Origin of the sequence: Secundilactobacillus pentosiphilus, from assembly GCF_002217985.1 — a bacterium.
Lineage (GTDB): Bacteria > Bacillota > Bacilli > Lactobacillales > Lactobacillaceae > Secundilactobacillus > Secundilactobacillus pentosiphilus.
The window spans coordinates 1-18,139 of the sequence record NZ_BCMI01000025.1; the positions used below are offsets into that span (position 1 = coordinate 1).

The window sequence follows — 18,139 nt, forward strand, 5'->3', positions numbered from 1 at the left end:
AGCTAACCATGTATAAACTTCTAACACGTTTAACTCTTGACTAATCGTAGGAGCTGAGGGTGTGACACAACTCGGTAGATTCCAGAATATAACACCACAACGCACCAACCCAATGGCTTTTATTGGGATGGTGCGTTGTGGTGTTATATGGCCGGAATCTGAGTTGTGGAGCAGGCTAAGACTATATTTCAGTATTGAACCAGCATACATTTTAAGCTGTGCTTTAGTTAAGAAATCAACTGGAATCCTTATCGATATAGACTTAAGTCACAGCCCCAACTTTAGTTATCTAAACGCTATCTTTGAGGGGAGTGCCACACTTTTAAAAGAGGAAGGGTAGGTTGAAAAGATAGGTGAATGTGGGGGAATAATTGCAATTAATGCTGGAATAAACGCTATGAGGCATCTCCAGTTGCCTTAGCAGCTTCCGTTTGCAAGCCGTTAGCATTGGCAGGATTGCCAGCATCAACAGATTGATCGTCTTGGTTGTCCAGCTTAGCTGCACGTTCATCCAGAATTTTGCGACAGTTGCGGAAGTCGTCTTCGTTATAGTCGTAACCTTTCAGAACCCACAGCCGAAGGAGTGAACCTAAAGCTGGCAAAATTGAAATAATGATGAACAGACCAGTCAAAGTGCCAGAGGATTGCGCGGTGTTTGGTTGATAGTTAATGAATGATAGAATCAAACCGGTAGTTGCACCAGCGAAGGCGATGGCTAATTTGCTGGCAAAGGTTTGACCACCAAAGACGATAGCTTCGCAACGCTTACCAGTTTTAACTTCAGTGTATTCAACAGTTTCAGATAACATGGCAACCGTGATTGGACCAGTCAAACCATAGATACATTGCGTAACGGTCAATAAGATAAAGACAAAGGTGACATTTTTGTAGCCGAGTGCGAAGAAAATAACCCGGAAAATAATATCAATAACTAGTAAAAATCTAAGAATTTGAAGCTTCTTGAAGTACTTGGTGATGAACGGAATAACCAAGAAAGTAATGGCACTAAATGTACCAATAACCCCGAAAATACTCATAAACTTAGCGTTACCCAAGTTGTAGGTAAAGAAGTAAATGATGATGCAGTTGACGATTTCCATGAAAATCTTCAGCAACATGATGAGTAGCATTTTAAGCAAGTATTTGTTTGCTTTAACGGCCATGATAATGTCATGAGTAGTGATCTTTTCAGATTTAGATGATGGCTTGACCCGTTCTTTTGTGAACCGGTAGCCAATTTGCATGAAGACAAAACCAATGATCATCAAGATCATGATACTGATCAGGTAGCTGGTAGCAGGCGTCTGGTTGTTTTTAAAGTAGGCCAGCATGAATGGTAAGACAATAGCGACCATACCGCCTCCGGCAGAAACTCCTAGACTAGCCGTGGTAACCAAGTTAGTCCGCTTACGGCTGTCCTTAGTCATCACTGTAGACATTGACCAGAAAGGAATATCGGAAAAGGCGTAAGTGGTGCCCCATAAGATGTATGAAGCCGCGGCGTAGGCAATCTTCCCGGTCATACTGATACTAGGCGTAAAGAAGCACGCGATGGTTGATACCACAATAAAGATTGGGGCAATCTTCATGTATTTACGGAACTTGCCATGGGTGTTACGACCTTTATCCATAAACCCTGAGACAATGGGATCAAAAACGGCATCCCAAACACGGGCGATTAAGAAGATCGCACTGGCAATGACGGAGGAAATACCCACAACATCCGTGTAGTAAATCAAAATGAAACTACCAACAATACCATAACTAAAACATTGACCAAAGCCGTAAAGGAAGTACGCCAAGAATTCGCTTGGCGCGACCTTTTCGGCAATTGAGTCCATTTTATCTTTCATCTTATACTCCTCCTTAATTTACTTGTAAGCCATATTGCCTGTTTGATGTGACGATTGCCCGAATCTCCTTCGGGTCGAATTTATAATCGTGATTGTGGTCAAGCAGACCGTTTACTTCTTGCTCAACATCGCTGGTTTGCGTGTAACAGAAGCCGCAGCAGAAGTCGATGGCCATGACTTGCTTGATTAGCGCTGACATGGTCTTTAACACGTCCTCTTTTGAGGCGAGTCGATCACCGTAGCCCCAGGAATCAGAACGGTGCTCTTTTTCGTAAGCTACACCGCCAAATTCACTGAGTAGGAAGGGAACTTGCTGGCCCTCATAACCTTTACAGAATAAACGGCGACCGTTTGAAAGCGATGGACTGCCGTTTGTAACCGCTCCCAAATCAGCGTAGCGCTTTTTGATGACTTCAGTATTCGTATCGTAGTCGTGAGCGGTACACAAGTCGGTTTTGACTTGTTCCCAGCCATCGTTACTGCTGATCAAGCGGGTATCATCCATGGCTTTGATCCGGTAATAAACCGAGTCGACGTAGGTTTGTTCTGCCGCGTTGTTAGCAATCTCGTTAACTCCCCAGGATTCGTTCATAATGACATAGGCCAGTACGGCGGGGTGATTGATGTGTTTTTGAACGAATGTGTTGAGTTCAGTATCGATGTTTTGGGTTGATTTCTGACTGAATTCAAAGGTACTTGGAATCTCTGCCGTGCAGATGAATCCAAGCTTGTCGCAGAGGTAAAGCATCTTGTTGCTCTCTACTTTTTCGTGAATTCGGTTACCGTTGAAGCCCATGGCCTGCATCTTTTGAATGTCGCCCTTAAAATCGGCTGCTGTACCAGTGAGACCGGCATCAGGGTAATAGCCTTGGTTCAATACCAGTTTCAGATATAATTCTTCCCGGTTTAAATAGATCTTTCTGTTAGCGGTTTCAATGTTGCGCATGCCAAAGTAACTTGAAACGGTATCGCTTTCGCCATGATCATCGGTAACTTTCAGATCAACGTCATAGAGCTGAGGGTCATTTACAGTCCAATAGTATAAGCGAAAGGCAGCTTTTTCATCACTAACATCCATTGATAAGCGGGCACGGCCGTTTTTAAAACTGGCGCTGCCTTCAACGATTTTGCGGCCCTTGTAACTGACGGTAACTGATAGGTTAGCGCTGCTGTTGGTATTAGCATAAGCATCAATATTTAAGGCAGCGTTGTGAATGTCCGGCTTTAAAATGAAGTTTGTGAGGTAAGTCGCACCGGTCTCCTCTAGCCAAACGCTTTGCCAAATACCAATTGTTCGGGTATACCAGCACAGGAAGTTATCGTCGTGCCAGGACTGTTTGCCGATTGGCTGAGTCGGATCATTGTTGTCGATCACCTTTAAAGTGAGGTCGTTATCGTTTTCCACCCAGTCGGTCACATCAACGGCAAAGGGGGTATGGCCGCCCTGATGATGAAAGACCAGATTGTCATTTAACCAAATATCGCACTGGTAATCAACGGCTTCAAAATGTAATAAATAATGCTTACCTGGCTGTTTATCAAGTTTAAAACTGCGGTGATACCAGACTACTGGGCAATAATCGTCAATTGCCAACCCGGACTTCTTAAAGGTATAGCTATAGGGAACAACGATTTGCTGATTGAATACACTAAGCGACAACGGTTCTCTTGAAGCGCTTTCATTCTTTTTATCTAAAAAAAAGTCCCATTTTCCATTCAAATCAAGCCAGTTCGTTCTGACTTTCTGTGGATCAGGATAATCAAGTCGATTCATATCCGTCACTCCTTTGATTAACTTTATAGTTGTTCAATTCATGAATTGATTAACTAAATCGTACCATTAAAATTATGTGTGTCAAGACGGATCGAGTAGTTCGGGTACACGGCGCCGGTTCGATGGATTATGCTATAATCAAATCAATTAAGACGTGACGTTTGTCAAACCAAAGGATGTTGTGAGTGATGTATCCAGAAAGAAAATATTTAAGCGTTAACGCTAGCCAGTTAGCCTATTTTCAAGCGCTGTCGTCAAAGACTAGGATCAGTATCATTGAACTGCTGCAAAAGGATGATTTATCCATTCAGGATCTTAGTCACCAGTTAGGGCTTTCTTCTGCAATGATTACCAAACACATTTCGATTTTAGAAAAAAACGGTATTGTAGAATCTAAGATGGCTAAGGGAATTCACGGCCAGCTAAAGATTTGTATGCTGAAGAAAAACGATGTGGTGCTTATTTTTAATCCCTTTAAAGACGGTTTTATTCGTAACTCAGTGACGAAATCACTTCCTATCGGGGGGTTCTATGATTTTGACGTTTCAGCGCCATGCGGGCTGACAACTGGTGATAAAATTATCGGTTTCGTTGATGATCCCAACACTTTTTACTATGAAAAAAAAGATGAGATTGAATTAATGTGGTTTACGTCCGGTTATCTGGCTTACCATATTCCCTTGTTTGATATTGAGCTTAAACGGCTAGCCAGCATCGAAGTGTCATTGGAAGTATGTGCTGAGTATCCGGGATACAAGATGCACTGGCCATCAAAAGTTGATTTTGAATTAAACGGTCTCCCGCTGGGGGGCACCACCCTCTTAGGTGACTTTGGAGATCGTAAAGGATTGCTAACACCCTCGTGGTGGAATTTGGGGACTGAATACGGTCGTCAAATTATCATTAATATCAGTGATCAGGGAACCTCAATTAATGGCGAACGTGTTTCTGCAACCACTTTAAAGGATGTTTTGGCACGGTCAACGGAAGTGTTAACGTTTAAGCTTGCTACTACGAAGGAGTTTGCAAAGGGCGGCCTGAATATTTTTGGTCGCAAGTTTGGCGATTATCCGCAAGATATAAACGTCCGGTTCGCGTACAATAAATCAGAAACGGCTGTAGAAGCTTAACTATTTAGGGCGAGGTGGCAGTTTCTAGCGAAATGATTTTCAGCTTTTAAATGACGAAAGAAACGGTTAAAAATATCACTTCGTGCAGGTTATCACGTGTTTTGATTATAGGAGAAAACTTTTTTAATAATTGTTTGTGAAGATATAAACGGGATGCTATCGGCATTCCGTTTTATTTTGAACAAATAATCGTACGTATAAATTTTAATATATGTTGATTTATGCTAATGAATATCATACAATACCTTATGTAAGCGGTTTATTTAATTGCTTTATAGTTAAATAGAGCATTCGGAGGGTTTGAAATGGATATCAATCATGGCAAGGAAAAAATTGCTGCCGGTCAGGTGGCACTGGGTATAGAACTTGGTTCTACCCGAATCAAGGCTGTCTTGGTAACAGACGATTTTCAAACCGTTGCCTCAGGTGACTTTAACTGGGAAAATAAATTGGTCAATAAAATTTGGACCTATCCAGTTGATGAAATTTGGCAAGGGGTTCAGGCAAGTTATAAAGAAATGGCGGACAGTGTTCAAAGCACTTTTGGCATTCCTTTAACGAAGATTGGATCAATTGGGATTAGTGCCATGATGCATGGCTACATGCCATTTGATAAGGATGGAAACCTTTTGGTACCGTTCAGGACTTGGCGTAATAACATTACTGAACAAGCTGCTGATGAGCTTACCAAATTGTTTGACTTCAATATTCCACAACGCTGGAGCATTGCCCACCTTTATCAAGCAATCTTAAATCAGGAAGATCACGTTAAAGACATTGATTACATTACTAGTTTAGCTGGTTATGTGACCTGGAAACTTTCTGGTGAAAAGGTGTTAGGAATTGGTGATGCATCAGGTGTCTTCCCAATTGACGATAAAACACAGACGTATTCACAAGAAATGATCGATAAGTTTAACCAGCTAAAGACGGTTAGACAGTACATTTGGAATTTAAGCGACATCTTACCAAAGATCAAGAAGGCTGGCGAAGTTGCCGGGAAGTTAACGGCAAAGGGTGCTCAGCTGCTTGATCCTAGCGGCAAGCTTGAGGCTGGTTCTTTGATGGCGCCGCCTGAAGGTGATGCTGGTACAGGAATGGTTTCAACGAATGCCGTTCGCAAGCGTACTGGGAACATTTCGGCTGGGACTTCAGCCTTCTCAATGGTTGTTTTGGATCAACCAATGAACAGTGTTCACCGTGACATTGATATGGTTACAACACCAGATGGTGCACCAGTTGCCATGGTTCACACCAACAACTGTTCTTCAGATATCAACGCTTGGGTGGGCTTGTTCAACGAGTTTGCTAAAGAAATTGGTGTTGATTTGAAGCCGAATGACTTATATGGTGCCTTGTTCAACAGTACGAAACGTGCTGAGTCTGACGCAGGCGATCTGCTGAGTTACGGTTATCTATCGGGTGAGAATATCACCAAGATGCCAGCCGGCCGGCCAATGTTTGTCCGGACGCCAGACAGCAAGTTTAACTTACCAAACTTTATGAAGGCGCACTTGTATTCAGCATTTGCCCCTCTAAAGATCGGTAACGATATTCTGGCGAACGAAGAACACATTAAGGCGGATGTCTTCATTGCTCAAGGTGGTTTGTTTAAGACACCAAAGATTGGTCAGCAAGTCTTAGCGGATTCGTTGAACACACCAATCACGGTGATGAGCAATGCCGGCGAAGGCGGTCCTTGGGGCATGGCTGTGTTAGGGCTGTACACCTTGGCAAAGGCCAACGACAATGAGACCGAAAGCTTGGCAGACTTCTTAGATAAACGAGTCTTCGTTGATCCACAGAGTACAACGGTTAACCCAGAGGCAGACGGTGTTAAGGGCTGCAATGAGTTTATCGACAAGTACAAGAAGGCTCTAAACGTTGAGTTAGCAGCTGTTAATTCCATTGAATAAGCGCTTGGGTTTAATGGCGACTAAGTATTTTTAAATCAGTTAACCAAATAATTAAAAAGGAGATTTTCTATTATGTTAAGTACCCCAGATTACAAGTTTTGGTTTGTCACTGGTAGTCAATTCTTATATGGTGAGGAACAATTAAAGTCCGTTGAAAAAGATGCCAAAGACATTGTTGATCAATTAAACAAGTCCGGTAACTTGCCTTACCCAATTGAATTTAAGTTGACCGCTACCACGGCTGACAACATTACTCAGTTGATGAAGGATGCTAACCATGACGACTCCGTTGCCGGTGTGATCACTTGGATGCATACTTTCAGTCCTGCTAAGATGTGGATCCGTGGGACTCAATTATTGCAGAAGCCATTGCTGCACTTGGCTACCCAATACTTGAACCACATTCCATACAAGACGATCGACATGGACTACATGAACTTGAACCAAAGTGCCCATGGTGACCGTGAATACGGCTACATCAACGCTCGTCTTCGCATGAACAACAAAGTTGTTTACGGCTGGTGGGGCGATGAAGAAGTTCAAAAAGAAATTGCCGACTGGCAAGACGTTGCCGTTGCCTACAACGAAAGCTTCAAGCTCAAAGTTGTTCTCTTTGGTGACAAGATGCGTAACGTTGCCGTTACTGACGGTGACAAGATTGAAGCCCAAATTCAACTTGGCTGGACTGCTGACTACTATGCTGTCGGTGACTTAGTTGCTGAAATGGACAAGGTTTCTGATGCTGACATCAATAAGAAGTATGATGAATTAGCTAAGACCTACACCATGAACCCTGGCGACAACGACAAGGCCTTCTTCGAAGACCACGTTAAGTATCAAATCCGTGAATACTTCGGTTTGAAGCGCTTTATGGATGCTCATGGCTACACAGCCTTCTCAGATAACTTCGAAGACCTTTACGGCATGAAAGAATTACCTGGCTTAGCCGTTCAATTATTGATGGCCGAAGGCTACGGGTTCGCCGGTGAAGGTGACTGGAAGACTGCCGCTCTTGACCGCTTGATGAAGATCATCAGCCACAACAAGAAGACGGCCTTCATGGAAGACTACACCCTTGACTTACGTAAGGGTCACGAAGCAATCCTCGGTTCACATATGCTGGAAGTTGACCCAACCTTAGCTACTGACAAGCCTAAGATTGAAGTTCACCCACTAGACATTGGTGACCGTGAAGATCCTGCACGTCTAGTCTTCGCCGGTGGCGAAGGTGATGCCGTTGACGTTACCTTAGCTGACTTTGGTGATGAATTCCGCATGATCATGTACGAAGTTGCTGGTAACAAAGCTGACGAAACGCCAAAGTTGCCAGTTGCTAAGCAGTTGTGGACACCAAAGGCTGGCCTGAAGAACGGTGCTACCCAATGGATCCAAAACGGTGGTGGTCACCACACGGTCTTCTCATTCGGTGTCACTGCACAACAAGTTGAAGACTTCACTAAGATGGTTAACTTACACTTGGTTAACATCAAGTAGTAAACAGTTTTCATTGGTAAATAAGTTATTTTTAGATGCAAAAGGGACTCGAATTGCCCAACTTCGAGTCCTTTTTGTGTGCCATTTTTATTGAAACCCGTTAATGAAAAGTGGTGCTGTTTCACAGGTCAATACTAATTAGTATTTCAAACAATGGTTTAGTTAGTCATTGCGTTTGCTTAAGTGTCGCGACACAACTCAAAGCTTCAATTGTAGCGATTTAGACTACAAAAAAATGCCTATTCCGGCAAAGGTTGTCGGAATAGGCATTTGGGGTTGAATTTGCACATTTAACGTCTTTTATCACAGAAACCTAGTTTTGGGTTAGTCGTTGAACATCCCGAACGATCATTAATTCTTCGTTCGTTGGAACAACCATGACGGTTACTGGCTTGCCATCAGGGCTAATGATCTGTTCCTTACCGCGGATTTGGTTGCGGTCATGGTCAACTTGGATACCGAAGTAACTTAATTGGCCAGCAATTCGGGCGCGCATGTCGATCCCATTTTCGCCTGAACCAGCCGTGAAGATTAACGCATCTAGTCCGTTGAGCTCAGCAATGTAAGAACCAATGTAGCGAACGATTCGGTTAACGTACATGTCCAAAGCCAATTTTGCTTGCGGATTTGTCTCTTCGGCAGCTTCCAGATCACGCTGATCGGGAGACAGCTGAGAAATTCCCAATAAACCAGATTTTTGGTTCAAAATATCGATCATTTCACCCATTTTAAGTCCCATTTTTTCGGCAAGAAATGATACTAGCGATGGGTCAACATCACCCGAGCGTGTTCCCATCATGACACCAGCCAGCGGAGTGAAGCCCATGGAAGTATCAATGACTTTACCGTGGTCAAAAGCGGTGATGGAAGAGCCTGAACCTAAATGTAAAGTGATGAGCTTTAAATCTGTTAAAGGTTTGCCCAGCAGCTCGGCAGCCCGGTTAGAAACATAACGGTGGCTAGTACCGTGGGCACCGTATTTACGAGCACCATACTCTTTATAATACTCATAAGGAATTGGGTACAAAGCATTGATCATGGGCATGTTAGCGTATAGCGACGTATCGAAGACGGCAACTTGGGGTGCGTCTGGCAGTAACTGTTGGAAGATTTCAATGTACTGGGCTTCAATCGGGTTATGCAGCGGTGCATACTGCGTCAGACTATGGATCTTATTCAAGACAGCCTTGTCAACCACCGCGGAGTCCGAGAAGGTCTCACCGCCACCAACGACACGGTGACCAATGCCAGCAATTTCGTGCAGGTGTTTCACGATTCCCGCATCCTTCAAGTGGGAAAGAACCATCGCAGCTGCTAGTCGATAATCGATATTATCTTGGGTCACTTGATACTTATCGTACCCTGGGCGTTTAACTGTAAATATCGAACCGGGCAAGTTTAGACGATCCACTAAACCTGAGGCAATCACTGTTTCATCCGGCATGGAGAATAGTTTCCACTTTAAAGTTGAGCTCCCTGCGTTAACTGCTAATATTTTTGTCATGATATTCCCACCTCGTTGTTTTCTTTAACCTAAACATAATTCTAGTCTAGCGGAGAGTGAAACCGTTTTCAAGTCAAAGCAAAAAAAGATTCCATTAGATCCCTTAAATCCAGTGATCTGGGCTTTGCTGGTTGAAAATGATTTTCATGGTTATTGATTATAGGTTTCAACAACGACTTGATCGGGGAAAATAGTTAACTCAGTAATGCTGCCGTTGCCGGGATAGTTATCTGTGGTATCAACGCCAAGATAGTCAACAAGCATGCGAATCAGCGTGCCGTGGCTGACGACTAAAACTGATTCATGACTGGTACAGTGCTGGCGAAGTACTTGAAATCCCGCTCTAATGCGTGAAATGACCTCGTCATAGTCTTCTGCCATGTGGGAAGGGTCACTTTGCTTCATGGCGTCGCGGGCCTCTTTAAGGCCACCAATTTCAATGAGGTCGCCCTGACTGTGCTTACCGTACGGAGCAGCAATACCAGACCAGATATCATCGGAGTTCAGCCCCTCAAAAAAGCCAAAATTCACTTCACGAAATTCTTGTAATTGTTCAATTTCTTGGGGTGCTTGGGGGAGTTGATTTATAATAATATTACGGGTGCTGACTGCTCGGCCTAAGTCTGAGGAAAAGGCGCGGTTCAAAGTGATGCCCTGCAGCTTTTCAGCGGCTTGCTGTGCTTGCCTGATTCCCTCTTCAGACAAATCAGAATCGATCCAGCCCTGCATGCGGTTAAAACCGTTTAACATCGTACTGCCGTGACGAACCAGATAAACCGTGAATGAGTCCATTGCAAATACCTCTTTCATACGTAATTTCTTTCATTGTGCCGGATAATGAAGTGATGTGCAACCATGACGTATTGTTGATAATTTTAAATTAATACCCAATTCAGGTATTTGATAGTAGCACCATCAGTATTATACTTAAAACGAAAATATGGAGGCGTTGGAATGAAAATTACAATTTCACTAGCACAGATGAATATTAGTTATGGAGAACCTGCTGAGAATTTCTCTCGAATTGAATCATTTGTTGCTCAAGCTGCAGTTGAACATGCGGATATCGTTGTTTTCCCAGAAATGTGGAATACCGGCTATAACCTTAGTCGTCTGATGGATATTGCTGATGTGAATGGTCTTCAGACGCTGCATGTTTGCCAGGCGCTGGCTAAGAAGTACCATATTATGATCCATGCTGGTTCAGTGGCTACCAAACGTGATAACCAATTTTTTAATACAACGTATGTCATTGACGAAAAGGGCCAGCTACTGACGACCTACGACAAGGTCCACTTATTTGGCCTTATGCACGAAAACGACTTCTTAACTGCAGGTGATCACAAAGATCAGTTTGAGATCAAGGGAACACCGGCTACCAGCGTTATTTGTTATGACATTCGCTTCCCTGAATGGCTTCGAACGCTATCGTTATCAGATAGCCGGATTATTTTTGTACCCGCTGAGTGGCCAACCTCACGGATTTCGCAGTGGCGCAAACTTTTAGCTGCTCGGGCAATTGAAAATCAAAGCTTTGTGGTTGGTGTTAACTGTGTGGGTGCAGATCCCGACAACCACTTTGGCGGTAATTCAATAGTCATCGATCCACTTGGTAATAATGTGGTATGCCTTGGTCATGATGAAGAACTGAAAACGGTGACCATTGATATTAGCGCAACGGACAAAGCACGGGGCTTAATGCCGGTTTTTGCTGACCGTCGGCCGGATTTATACGAATAACAGTTCTTGGATTAAGCGGCCGAACAGCATACCGATGTGATTGATGGTCACGATAAGAGCAGTTATCAAATTAAAGAAAATGACTAAAAACGACAAAAAAGAACCCACCGATCAAATCGATGGGTTCTTTTATTAAGGTTTAAACGTATTAAGCAACAGTAACGTTGGCTGCTTGTGGGCCGCGGTCGCCTTGTTCTACGTCTAAGGTTACATGTTGACCTTCTTCAAGAGTCTTGTAACCATCAGCATTGATAGCTGAGAAGTGAACGAAAACGTCTGAACCGTTTTCCAAAGTGATGAAGCCGTAACCTTTGTCGCCGTTAAACCATTTTACAGTACCTTGTTCCATAAGAGTGAAACCTCCGAGCGCATAGCGCAATATATTTGTGTATCTGAAACTTTAGAAACCCGGAATTCATTCTTACGAACGTCGTACCAAAATTTCGAAGTATTAAATACATTACTTAAGAGCTTACCATCAATTTGTTGGAATAGCAAGGGCTTCAATCACCGTTACTTGAAATTATCTAGTAATTATGGAAACAACAGTTCTATAATTACTATTCTGACGCTGTTTGCGTGGGTAAAAATAATTTTTAATTATTGACTTTTATTTACGCAGAGGCAGGACATTGATCCTTTTTCTAACTGATATTGAAAGATGATGCGCAACCTTTTTCATTCATTAGGGTGTAAACGGCCTTGATTCAATTCCACAATGTCACCCGTTTGGTTGTAAACCATTTCTTCGGCTAAATTAACGATTCGATCACCAATGCGTTCCAGTAGCTTGGTGACCATGAGATAACTTGCCCCAGCCTCAGCTACGGCAGGATCTGCTTCAATTGTTTTGGTGATGTCACGGCGAATCTCGTCAAATGTGGCATCAACGTCTTGGTCCTGACTGGCTACTGCGTGTGCCTGCTTCATATCAATACTTTGGAAGGCAGCTAAAGCTTCCTTGAGCATTAGACGAATCGTCTTAGTGAGTGTTTCAATCTTTGCTTCAAGTGCCTGATTACGGTGGGAACCTTTAACCCGGATAGTTTCTAACGCAATGCCAGTCGCATGATCGCCGATACGTTCCAAGTCTGAACTTGCCTTCAAAATCGTAATCACGTTACGAAAGTCATCAGCAACGGGCTGCTGCAGTGTCATCAAAGTGAGCGCCTGCTTTTCGAGATCAACTTCGTTACCATTGATCGAATTATCCTGCTGAACGAGTGCTTGAGCAGCCACTTTATCATGATTAATGTAAGATTCGGTAGCCTGTTCGATCTGCTGACTAACAGCATTGCCCATTTGATTAAAAACTGAGTAAAGCTTCTTAAGCTCAATTGAAAAAAGATTGTTTATTTCTATTCACTCCTAACCGAATTTACCGTTGAGATAATCACTGGTGGCCTGATTTGCGGGCTTGGTGAACATTTTGCTGGTAAGGTCATCTTCTATAAGGTTGCCGTTTAACATGAAGGCGGTGCGATCAGCTATTCGTGAGGCCTGCTGCAGATTATGCGTCACAATGATGATGCAGTACGTCTTTTTGAGTGCCAGCAGAGTCGTTTCAATCTGGGCGCTAGAAATGGGGTCGAGGGCACTAGTTGGTTCGTCTAGCAGAATGATGTCTGGCTGTACCGCTAATAAACGGGCAATACAGATTCGTTGCTGCTGTCCACCAGAAAACGACATGGCATTTTTATTGAGGGCATCTTTAGTTTCGTCCCAAACAGCCGCCTGTTTGAGCGCCCGTTCAACTTGTTCATCCAAATAGTGACGGTTGGTATGACCCGCTAGTTTTAAGCCATAAGTCACGTTTTCATAGACGGAAAATGGAAATGGGTTAGGTTGCTGGAAGACCATCCCAATTTGTTTACGTAATTCAACCAAGTTAGTTGTCGGCGCGTAGATGTCTTTGCCGTGGAACTGAAAACTACCGGTTACCGTTGTTTTAGGGATTAAATCATTCATGCGGTTTAAGCAGCGCAAGAAGGTCGATTTTCCGCATCCTGATGGTCCAATGAGTGCGGTGATACTGTGGTCATCAAAGTCTAAGTTAACACCGTGTAAAGTTTCCTGTTTGGCGTAAGAGAGGTGGACATCTCTCGTTTTAAGAATGGCTGTCATAGGCCTGGTCGTCCTTTCTTAACCGAAGTTACCGGTAACGTAGTCGTGGGTTGCCTGAATTTTGGGGGTCTGAAAAATCTTTTCGGTTTGGTCATATTCGGTGACGTGTCCCAGATGAAAAAAGGCGGTGTAGGCACTGATTCGGGAAGCCTGCTGCATATTATGGGTCACAATAATGATGGTGTATTTTTGGGTCAGTGCTTTAAGCGTCACTTCTAGTTTGGTCGTTGAAATTGGGTCTAGTGCGCTGGCTGGCTCGTCAAGCAGCAAAATATCCGGTTTCATTGCAATGGCGCGAGCAATGCATAAGCGTTGTTGCTGACCGCCAGATAAGGCCAGTGCACTTTTATTTAAATCATCTTTAACCTCATCCCATAAGGCTGCCTCTTTTAAACTCGTTTCTACCCGCTGATGGCGTTCCCGCCGATCAGTGATACCGGCTGCTTTAAGTGCAAAAGTAATGTTTTCTGAGATGGATTTTGCGAAGGGGTTAGGTTTTTGAAAAACCATGCCGATGTGTTTACGAACTTCATAAACGTTGATTTTCGGACTGTTGATATTCGTGTTACGGTACATAATTTCGCCCTGTACCCGAGCAATCCGGTCATTCAGCCGGTTGAGTGATCGTAAATAAGTTGATTTGCCCGAACCAGAGGCACCAATGAGCGCGGTAATTTGGAACCGGGGAAAGCTCAAGCTGGCATCAGTCATGGAAGCTTGACGATTATTGCCATAGTAAACTTGCAGCTGATGCGTTGATAACGCAATTTCTTCAGGGGGCGTGACAATATGGGTGTCACTTAAATCATAGGTTTGCATAGGCGTCTCACTTTCCTCCAGTCATTTTTTTGTACATATGGGCACCAATTGCCCGGGCACCGAAGTTAAACAGTAGAATAACGATAATAAGTACGGCGGATGCACCGGCTGAAATACTGATAGCATCAGGCGTGACGCCTTCAGTGTTCACCTTCCAAATGTGTACGGCTAAAGTTTCAGCTGGCCGCATGGGGTTCAAAAAACTGCTGCCGTCAGTTGGATTCCAATCCGCATAGTTCAGGATCGGCGCACTTTGACCAGCTGTATAGATCAAAGCTGCGGCTTCGCCAAAGACCCGGCCGGCACTTAGAATAATGCCGGTTAGGATACCCGGTAAAGCAGCGGGTAAAATAATGCTCCGAATTGTTCGCCAGCTGGAAAGGCCCAGTGCCATGCCGGCTTCACGCTGAGTGTCTGGAACGGCGTGCAAGGAACCTTCGATACTGCGAACTAACAGTGGCAGGTTGAAAAAGGTCAGGGCAATAGCACCGGAGAGAATTGAAAAGCCAAGGTGAAACTGGATAACGAATAGCAGATAGCCAAATAAGCCAACGACCACGGAAGGCAGTGAACTTAAGACTTCAATGGCGGTTCGAATCAGGCCGGTACGCCAATTATTGCCAGCGTATTCAGCCAAATAGATTGCTGATCCGAGGGCTAATGGGAAGGAGATGATCAGAGTTAGAATCAGCAAATAAAGTGAGTTGAACAGCTGGTCACGAATACCACCGCCAGCACTGAAAGGACTGGATGGCGAGGTCAAAAAATGCCAACTGATATGGGGAAAACCGTTTAGAATGATGTCTCCTAGTAAGAACATTAAAATCAAGACGACGATGAGGACTAACACATTAATCACTTGAGTGGCGATACGGTCGGTCTGATTGGGTGTCATGACTTAATTTCACCTCGTTTTCCAATGCAGCGGATCAGCAGGTTAAACACTAAAGACATTAACAGTAAAATCAGTGCTAACGACCAGAGTGCGTTGTTGGGCAAAGTTCCCATGATGGTGTTACCAATGTTCGTGGTTAATTGGCTGGTTAAGGTTGATGTTGGCGTCACTAAGTTGCGAGGCATTAATACGGCGTTACCGATGACCATTTGAACGGCCAGTGCTTCCCCAAAGGCGCGTGCCATCCCAAAAATAACCGCGGTCAATAAGCGCGGCATGGCAGCGCGCAGGAGAACTTTATAAATGGTCTGAAACCGGGTGGCGCCTAGTGCTAGGGAAGCGGAGCGAAAGTACGTGGGCACAGCGCGCAAGGCATCCACTGATAAGGATGTGATCGTCGGCAGGACCATGACAAATAAGACGATGGTCCCGGCTAGTATTCCTGATCCGGTTCCGCCAAAAAGGTGGCGGATAAAAGGAACAACCACGGTCAAGCCGATGAACCCATAGACGACTGATGGAATCCCGACCAGCAGTTCAATGACCGGCTGAAGAAACTTAGCGCCGTTTTTAGGCGCAATGTCAGTCATGAAAAGTGCCACCGCAATGGCAAATGGGGTGGCCACCAAGGCCGCTAGAATGGTGACACTAAACGACGTTACGATCATGGGCAAAGCACCGACTTGCGGTTGTCCCTTGGCATTTAAAGTGCCGGGATTCCATTCCTTGCCGGACAGAAACTGCCAGAGGCTGACGTGGTTGGTTGTAAAGGTGGCAATACCGCGTGAGGTAATGAAATACAGAATACTGATGACCAAGATGATGATCGCGGCAATGCAGGTGTAGCTAATAATTCGACCAGTAACGTCTTCTCGGGACGCTTTAGAAGGTGCGGTTAACTTTTTTTGAATCTCATCCATAAGGATTCCCCCTATATTACAATGCACTGGTTTCAAAGCCAGCAGGAACGGTGAAATTCGTGCTGGTGGGCCATAGATAAGCGGAAAATCAAGGCTGACGGTGGTGACCTGATTTTCCGCTTATGGTTGGTTTAAATTAATTATTTGGTCACAACGTTCTTGGCATTTTTGGTGACTTTCATGTCGTGAATGCTGATGTAGCCAAGTTTATGAACGAGACTGTTTTGGACTTTACCCGAATTCATGTATTTGAGGAAGCCTTCAGTGGCTTTATTTGGTTGACCTTTGGTGTACATATGTTCATATGACCAAATCGTCCATTTGTTAGTTGTGACGTTTTTATCAGTTGGTTTAACGTTACCGATCGAAAGGGCTTTAACCTTGTCGTTGACGTATGAGAAGGCCAAGTAACTGATGGCACCCGGGGTTGATGAAACCAGTTTTTGCACGGTACCGTTAGAATCTTGTTCTTGAGAAGTGACGGCTTTTTTGCCTTCTAGCACAGCACTTTCAAAGGTTGCCCGAGTCCCAGAACCTTGGGCACGGTTGATAACGGAGATTTTTTGATCTTTACCGCCAACCTGTTTCCAGTTAGTGATTTTACCGGTGAAGATGTCACGCAGCTGGGCCATTGAAATGTTAGTAACACCCGTGCTGGGATTAACAACTGGGGTCATCCCGACAACGGCTACCTTGTGATCGACAAGTTTGTTAGCTTTAATACCCGATGATTGTTCCGCAAAGATGTCAGAGTTGCCAATTTGAACGGCACCTTGCTGAACTTGGCTCAAACCCGTTCCGGAACCGCCACCTTGAACGGTGAGATTCACTTTTTTGTTTGAGGCCTGGTAGTCCTGTGCTGCCTGTTCAACGAGTGGTTGAAGGGCGGTTGAACCAACCGCCGTCACTTTGGTGACCTTGGCAGCTTTAGTGCTGTCAGAAGATGATTTCTGACTTGATTTTGAACTGCAGCCTCCTAATAGTAAGCCGGCAAGACTAAATGCAACTAGCGTGGAAATCAATGTTTTTTATGCATGAGCACGTTCCCCTTTTAAATTATTGTGGTTGGGAAAGGTTAATTCCTAAGCACAAGGTCAGTATAAAATGCCAGCGTAAAGTTAATGTATTGGTCATGTAAAGTTTATGTAAAACGGGTTTTGCTAACCGTAGAAACGTGGGATAACTATGATAGAAACTGAATAGAAGAGAGGAAGTCTCATGGAAAAAAGCATCTTGCTGATTAGTGACAACGCTAATCTCTTAAAACGACTGAAACAGATGATGACCGACTGGCAAGTCATTAGCAGTCCGACTTATTTGCCAGACTTCTTATTAAATCGCGATAGTCAAACGTTGATGATTTTGGATTTAGACCACTTTTTTGCTTTTGGTCACCGCAACGAGACCCTCTTTTTAATGCGTCAGCAGTTTCGCGGGCCGTTGCTAGCCATTCACCGTAAAAAATTGGCGTTAGCCGTGGTCTGTGATATTTTTGGCCGCTTTCACTTTGACGAATTGTTATCGTTAGAGATGGCTGATCGTGAACTGAAAGCGCGGATTCAACAGCGGATTTGGCGCTATTATCAACCGCATGAGGAGAACCGTGAAGTTTTAAACACGGGGCAGCTTCAAGTGGATTTTCAGCACTATATGATCACAGTGAACGGACGGAAGCTCACGATGGGTCCCGTTGATTTTCGGTTGCTGGTTTATTTTATGCAACACGAAAACGTTGTTCTGACACGTGCTCAGATTGCTGAGGGTGTTTGGCGTAATGGCCGGGATTCCACGTTGCGTTCCATCGATTCACATATCAGCAAGCTGCGTAAACTCATTGAAGACGACGCCAAGCATCCCCAGTGGTTAAAGACGGTCCGCGGATTCGGCTACATCTTTAAAAGCCTGGCTGAGGAAGATACAGGCGAGCAGCTAACTGCTATAATAAAACCGAACACTTAAGTGGAAAGGGT

16 protein-coding genes are annotated in these 18,139 nt (G+C 44.2%); 5 read left to right on the top strand and 11 right to left on the bottom strand.

Features of this window, described 5'->3' with window-relative positions; all coding sequences use genetic code 11:
* Positions 1 to 395: 395 nt before the first annotated feature.
* Entirely contained in the window at positions 396 to 1,853 is a 1,458-nt protein-coding gene (locus tag CES81_RS10410; RefSeq protein ID WP_089121703.1) for an MFS transporter, read from the bottom strand.
* A 13-nt stretch (positions 1,854 to 1,866) separates the two neighbouring features.
* The gene (locus tag CES81_RS10415; RefSeq protein WP_089121704.1) at positions 1,867 to 3,627 is read right to left on the bottom strand and encodes a glycoside hydrolase family 2 protein; all 1,761 of its coding nucleotides are present in this window, start codon (positions 3,625 to 3,627) and stop codon (positions 1,867 to 1,869) included.
* A gap of 188 nt (positions 3,628 to 3,815) precedes the next feature.
* Here CES81_RS10415 and CES81_RS10420 point away from each other — a divergent pair, with 188 nt between their 5' ends.
* From CES81_RS10420 to araA, 3 genes are all read left to right on the top strand, one after another.
* Positions 3,816 to 4,757, top strand: coding sequence for an ArsR/SmtB family transcription factor (locus tag CES81_RS10420; RefSeq protein WP_089121705.1), 942 nt, complete (start codon positions 3,816 to 3,818; stop codon positions 4,755 to 4,757).
* A 305-nt stretch (positions 4,758 to 5,062) separates the two neighbouring features.
* Positions 5,063 to 6,673 (top strand): xylulokinase, encoded by a 1,611-nt coding sequence (locus CES81_RS10425; protein WP_089121706.1) that lies wholly within the window; start codon positions 5,063 to 5,065, stop codon positions 6,671 to 6,673.
* 72 nt (positions 6,674 to 6,745) lie between these two features.
* Positions 6,746 to 8,167, top strand: a complete 1,422-nt coding sequence (araA, locus tag CES81_RS10430; protein ID WP_089121707.1) for an L-arabinose isomerase — start codon at positions 6,746 to 6,748, stop codon at positions 8,165 to 8,167.
* 313 nt (positions 8,168 to 8,480) lie between these two features.
* Here the strand turns inward: araA and CES81_RS10435 are convergent, their stop codons facing one another.
* Positions 8,481 to 9,671: an acetate/propionate family kinase gene (locus CES81_RS10435; RefSeq protein ID WP_089121708.1), complete on the bottom strand. Its 1,191-nt coding sequence runs from the start codon at positions 9,669 to 9,671 to the stop codon at positions 8,481 to 8,483.
* 150 nt (positions 9,672 to 9,821) lie between these two features.
* The gene (locus tag CES81_RS10440; RefSeq protein ID WP_180949788.1) at positions 9,822 to 10,463 is read right to left on the bottom strand and encodes a histidine phosphatase family protein; all 642 of its coding nucleotides are present in this window, start codon (positions 10,461 to 10,463) and stop codon (positions 9,822 to 9,824) included.
* A 168-nt stretch (positions 10,464 to 10,631) separates the two neighbouring features.
* On the opposite strand from CES81_RS10440, the gene CES81_RS10445 reads away from it, so the two are divergent.
* Positions 10,632 to 11,411 carry a carbon-nitrogen family hydrolase gene (locus tag CES81_RS10445; protein WP_180949789.1) on the top strand — a complete coding sequence of 260 codons (780 nt, stop codon included), beginning with the start codon at positions 10,632 to 10,634 and terminating at the stop codon, positions 11,409 to 11,411.
* Between the two features lie 148 nt (positions 11,412 to 11,559).
* On the opposite strand, the gene CES81_RS10450 is transcribed toward CES81_RS10445, so the two are convergent.
* From CES81_RS10450 to CES81_RS10480, 7 genes are all read right to left on the bottom strand, one after another.
* The gene (locus CES81_RS10450; protein ID WP_089089176.1) at positions 11,560 to 11,760 is read right to left on the bottom strand and encodes a cold-shock protein; all 201 of its coding nucleotides are present in this window, start codon (positions 11,758 to 11,760) and stop codon (positions 11,560 to 11,562) included.
* A 329-nt stretch (positions 11,761 to 12,089) separates the two neighbouring features.
* Positions 12,090 to 12,773: a phosphate signaling complex protein PhoU gene (gene phoU / locus CES81_RS10455; protein WP_369688604.1), complete on the bottom strand. Its 684-nt coding sequence runs from the start codon at positions 12,771 to 12,773 to the stop codon at positions 12,090 to 12,092.
* A gap of 6 nt (positions 12,774 to 12,779) precedes the next feature.
* Entirely contained in the window at positions 12,780 to 13,535 is a 756-nt protein-coding gene (gene pstB, locus CES81_RS10460; protein ID WP_089121711.1) for a phosphate ABC transporter ATP-binding protein PstB, read from the bottom strand.
* Between the two features lie 18 nt (positions 13,536 to 13,553).
* Positions 13,554 to 14,354, bottom strand: a complete 801-nt coding sequence (pstB, locus tag CES81_RS10465; protein ID WP_089121712.1) for a phosphate ABC transporter ATP-binding protein PstB — start codon at positions 14,352 to 14,354, stop codon at positions 13,554 to 13,556.
* Positions 14,355 to 14,361: 7 nt separating this feature from the next.
* Positions 14,362 to 15,249, bottom strand: a complete 888-nt coding sequence (gene pstA / locus CES81_RS10470; RefSeq protein ID WP_089121713.1) for a phosphate ABC transporter permease PstA — start codon at positions 15,247 to 15,249, stop codon at positions 14,362 to 14,364.
* Complete coding sequence (pstC, locus tag CES81_RS10475; RefSeq protein WP_089121714.1) at positions 15,246 to 16,169, bottom strand: phosphate ABC transporter permease subunit PstC; 924 nt, start codon at positions 16,167 to 16,169, stop codon at positions 15,246 to 15,248. Before pstC ends, pstA begins: the two co-directional genes overlap by 4 nt.
* A gap of 140 nt (positions 16,170 to 16,309) precedes the next feature.
* Entirely contained in the window at positions 16,310 to 17,191 is an 882-nt protein-coding gene (locus CES81_RS10480) for a phosphate ABC transporter substrate-binding protein PstS family protein (protein WP_089121715.1), read from the bottom strand.
* 196 nt (positions 17,192 to 17,387) lie between these two features.
* On the opposite strand from CES81_RS10480, the gene CES81_RS10485 reads away from it, so the two are divergent.
* Entirely contained in the window at positions 17,388 to 18,128 is a 741-nt protein-coding gene (locus CES81_RS10485) for a response regulator transcription factor (RefSeq protein WP_089121716.1), read from the top strand.
* Positions 18,129 to 18,139: the final 11 nt, after the last annotated feature.

Coding starts and splice junctions, on each gene's coding strand:
- CES81_RS10410 (WP_089121703.1), bottom strand. CDS start 1,853: ATGAAAGATAAAATGGACTCAATTGCCGAAAAGGTCGCGCCAAGCGAA.
- CES81_RS10415 (WP_089121704.1), bottom strand. CDS start 3,627: ATGAATCGACTTGATTATCCTGATCCACAGAAAGTCAGAACGAACTGG.
- CES81_RS10420 (WP_089121705.1), top strand. CDS start 3,816: ATGTATCCAGAAAGAAAATATTTAAGCGTTAACGCTAGCCAGTTAGCC.
- CES81_RS10425 (WP_089121706.1), top strand. CDS start 5,063: ATGGATATCAATCATGGCAAGGAAAAAATTGCTGCCGGTCAGGTGGCA.
- araA (WP_089121707.1), top strand. CDS start 6,746: ATGTTAAGTACCCCAGATTACAAGTTTTGGTTTGTCACTGGTAGTCAA.
- CES81_RS10435 (WP_089121708.1), bottom strand. CDS start 9,671: ATGACAAAAATATTAGCAGTTAACGCAGGGAGCTCAACTTTAAAGTGG.
- CES81_RS10440 (WP_180949788.1), bottom strand. CDS start 10,463: ATGGACTCATTCACGGTTTATCTGGTTCGTCACGGCAGTACGATGTTA.
- CES81_RS10450 (WP_089089176.1), bottom strand. CDS start 11,760: ATGGAACAAGGTACTGTAAAATGGTTTAACGGCGACAAAGGTTACGGC.
- pstB (WP_089121711.1), bottom strand. CDS start 13,535: ATGACAGCCATTCTTAAAACGAGAGATGTCCACCTCTCTTACGCCAAA.
- pstB (WP_089121712.1), bottom strand. CDS start 14,354: ATGCAAACCTATGATTTAAGTGACACCCATATTGTCACGCCCCCTGAA.
- pstA (WP_089121713.1), bottom strand. CDS start 15,249: ATGACACCCAATCAGACCGACCGTATCGCCACTCAAGTGATTAATGTG.
- pstC (WP_089121714.1), bottom strand. CDS start 16,169: ATGGATGAGATTCAAAAAAAGTTAACCGCACCTTCTAAAGCGTCCCGA.
- CES81_RS10485 (WP_089121716.1), top strand. CDS start 17,388: ATGGAAAAAAGCATCTTGCTGATTAGTGACAACGCTAATCTCTTAAAA.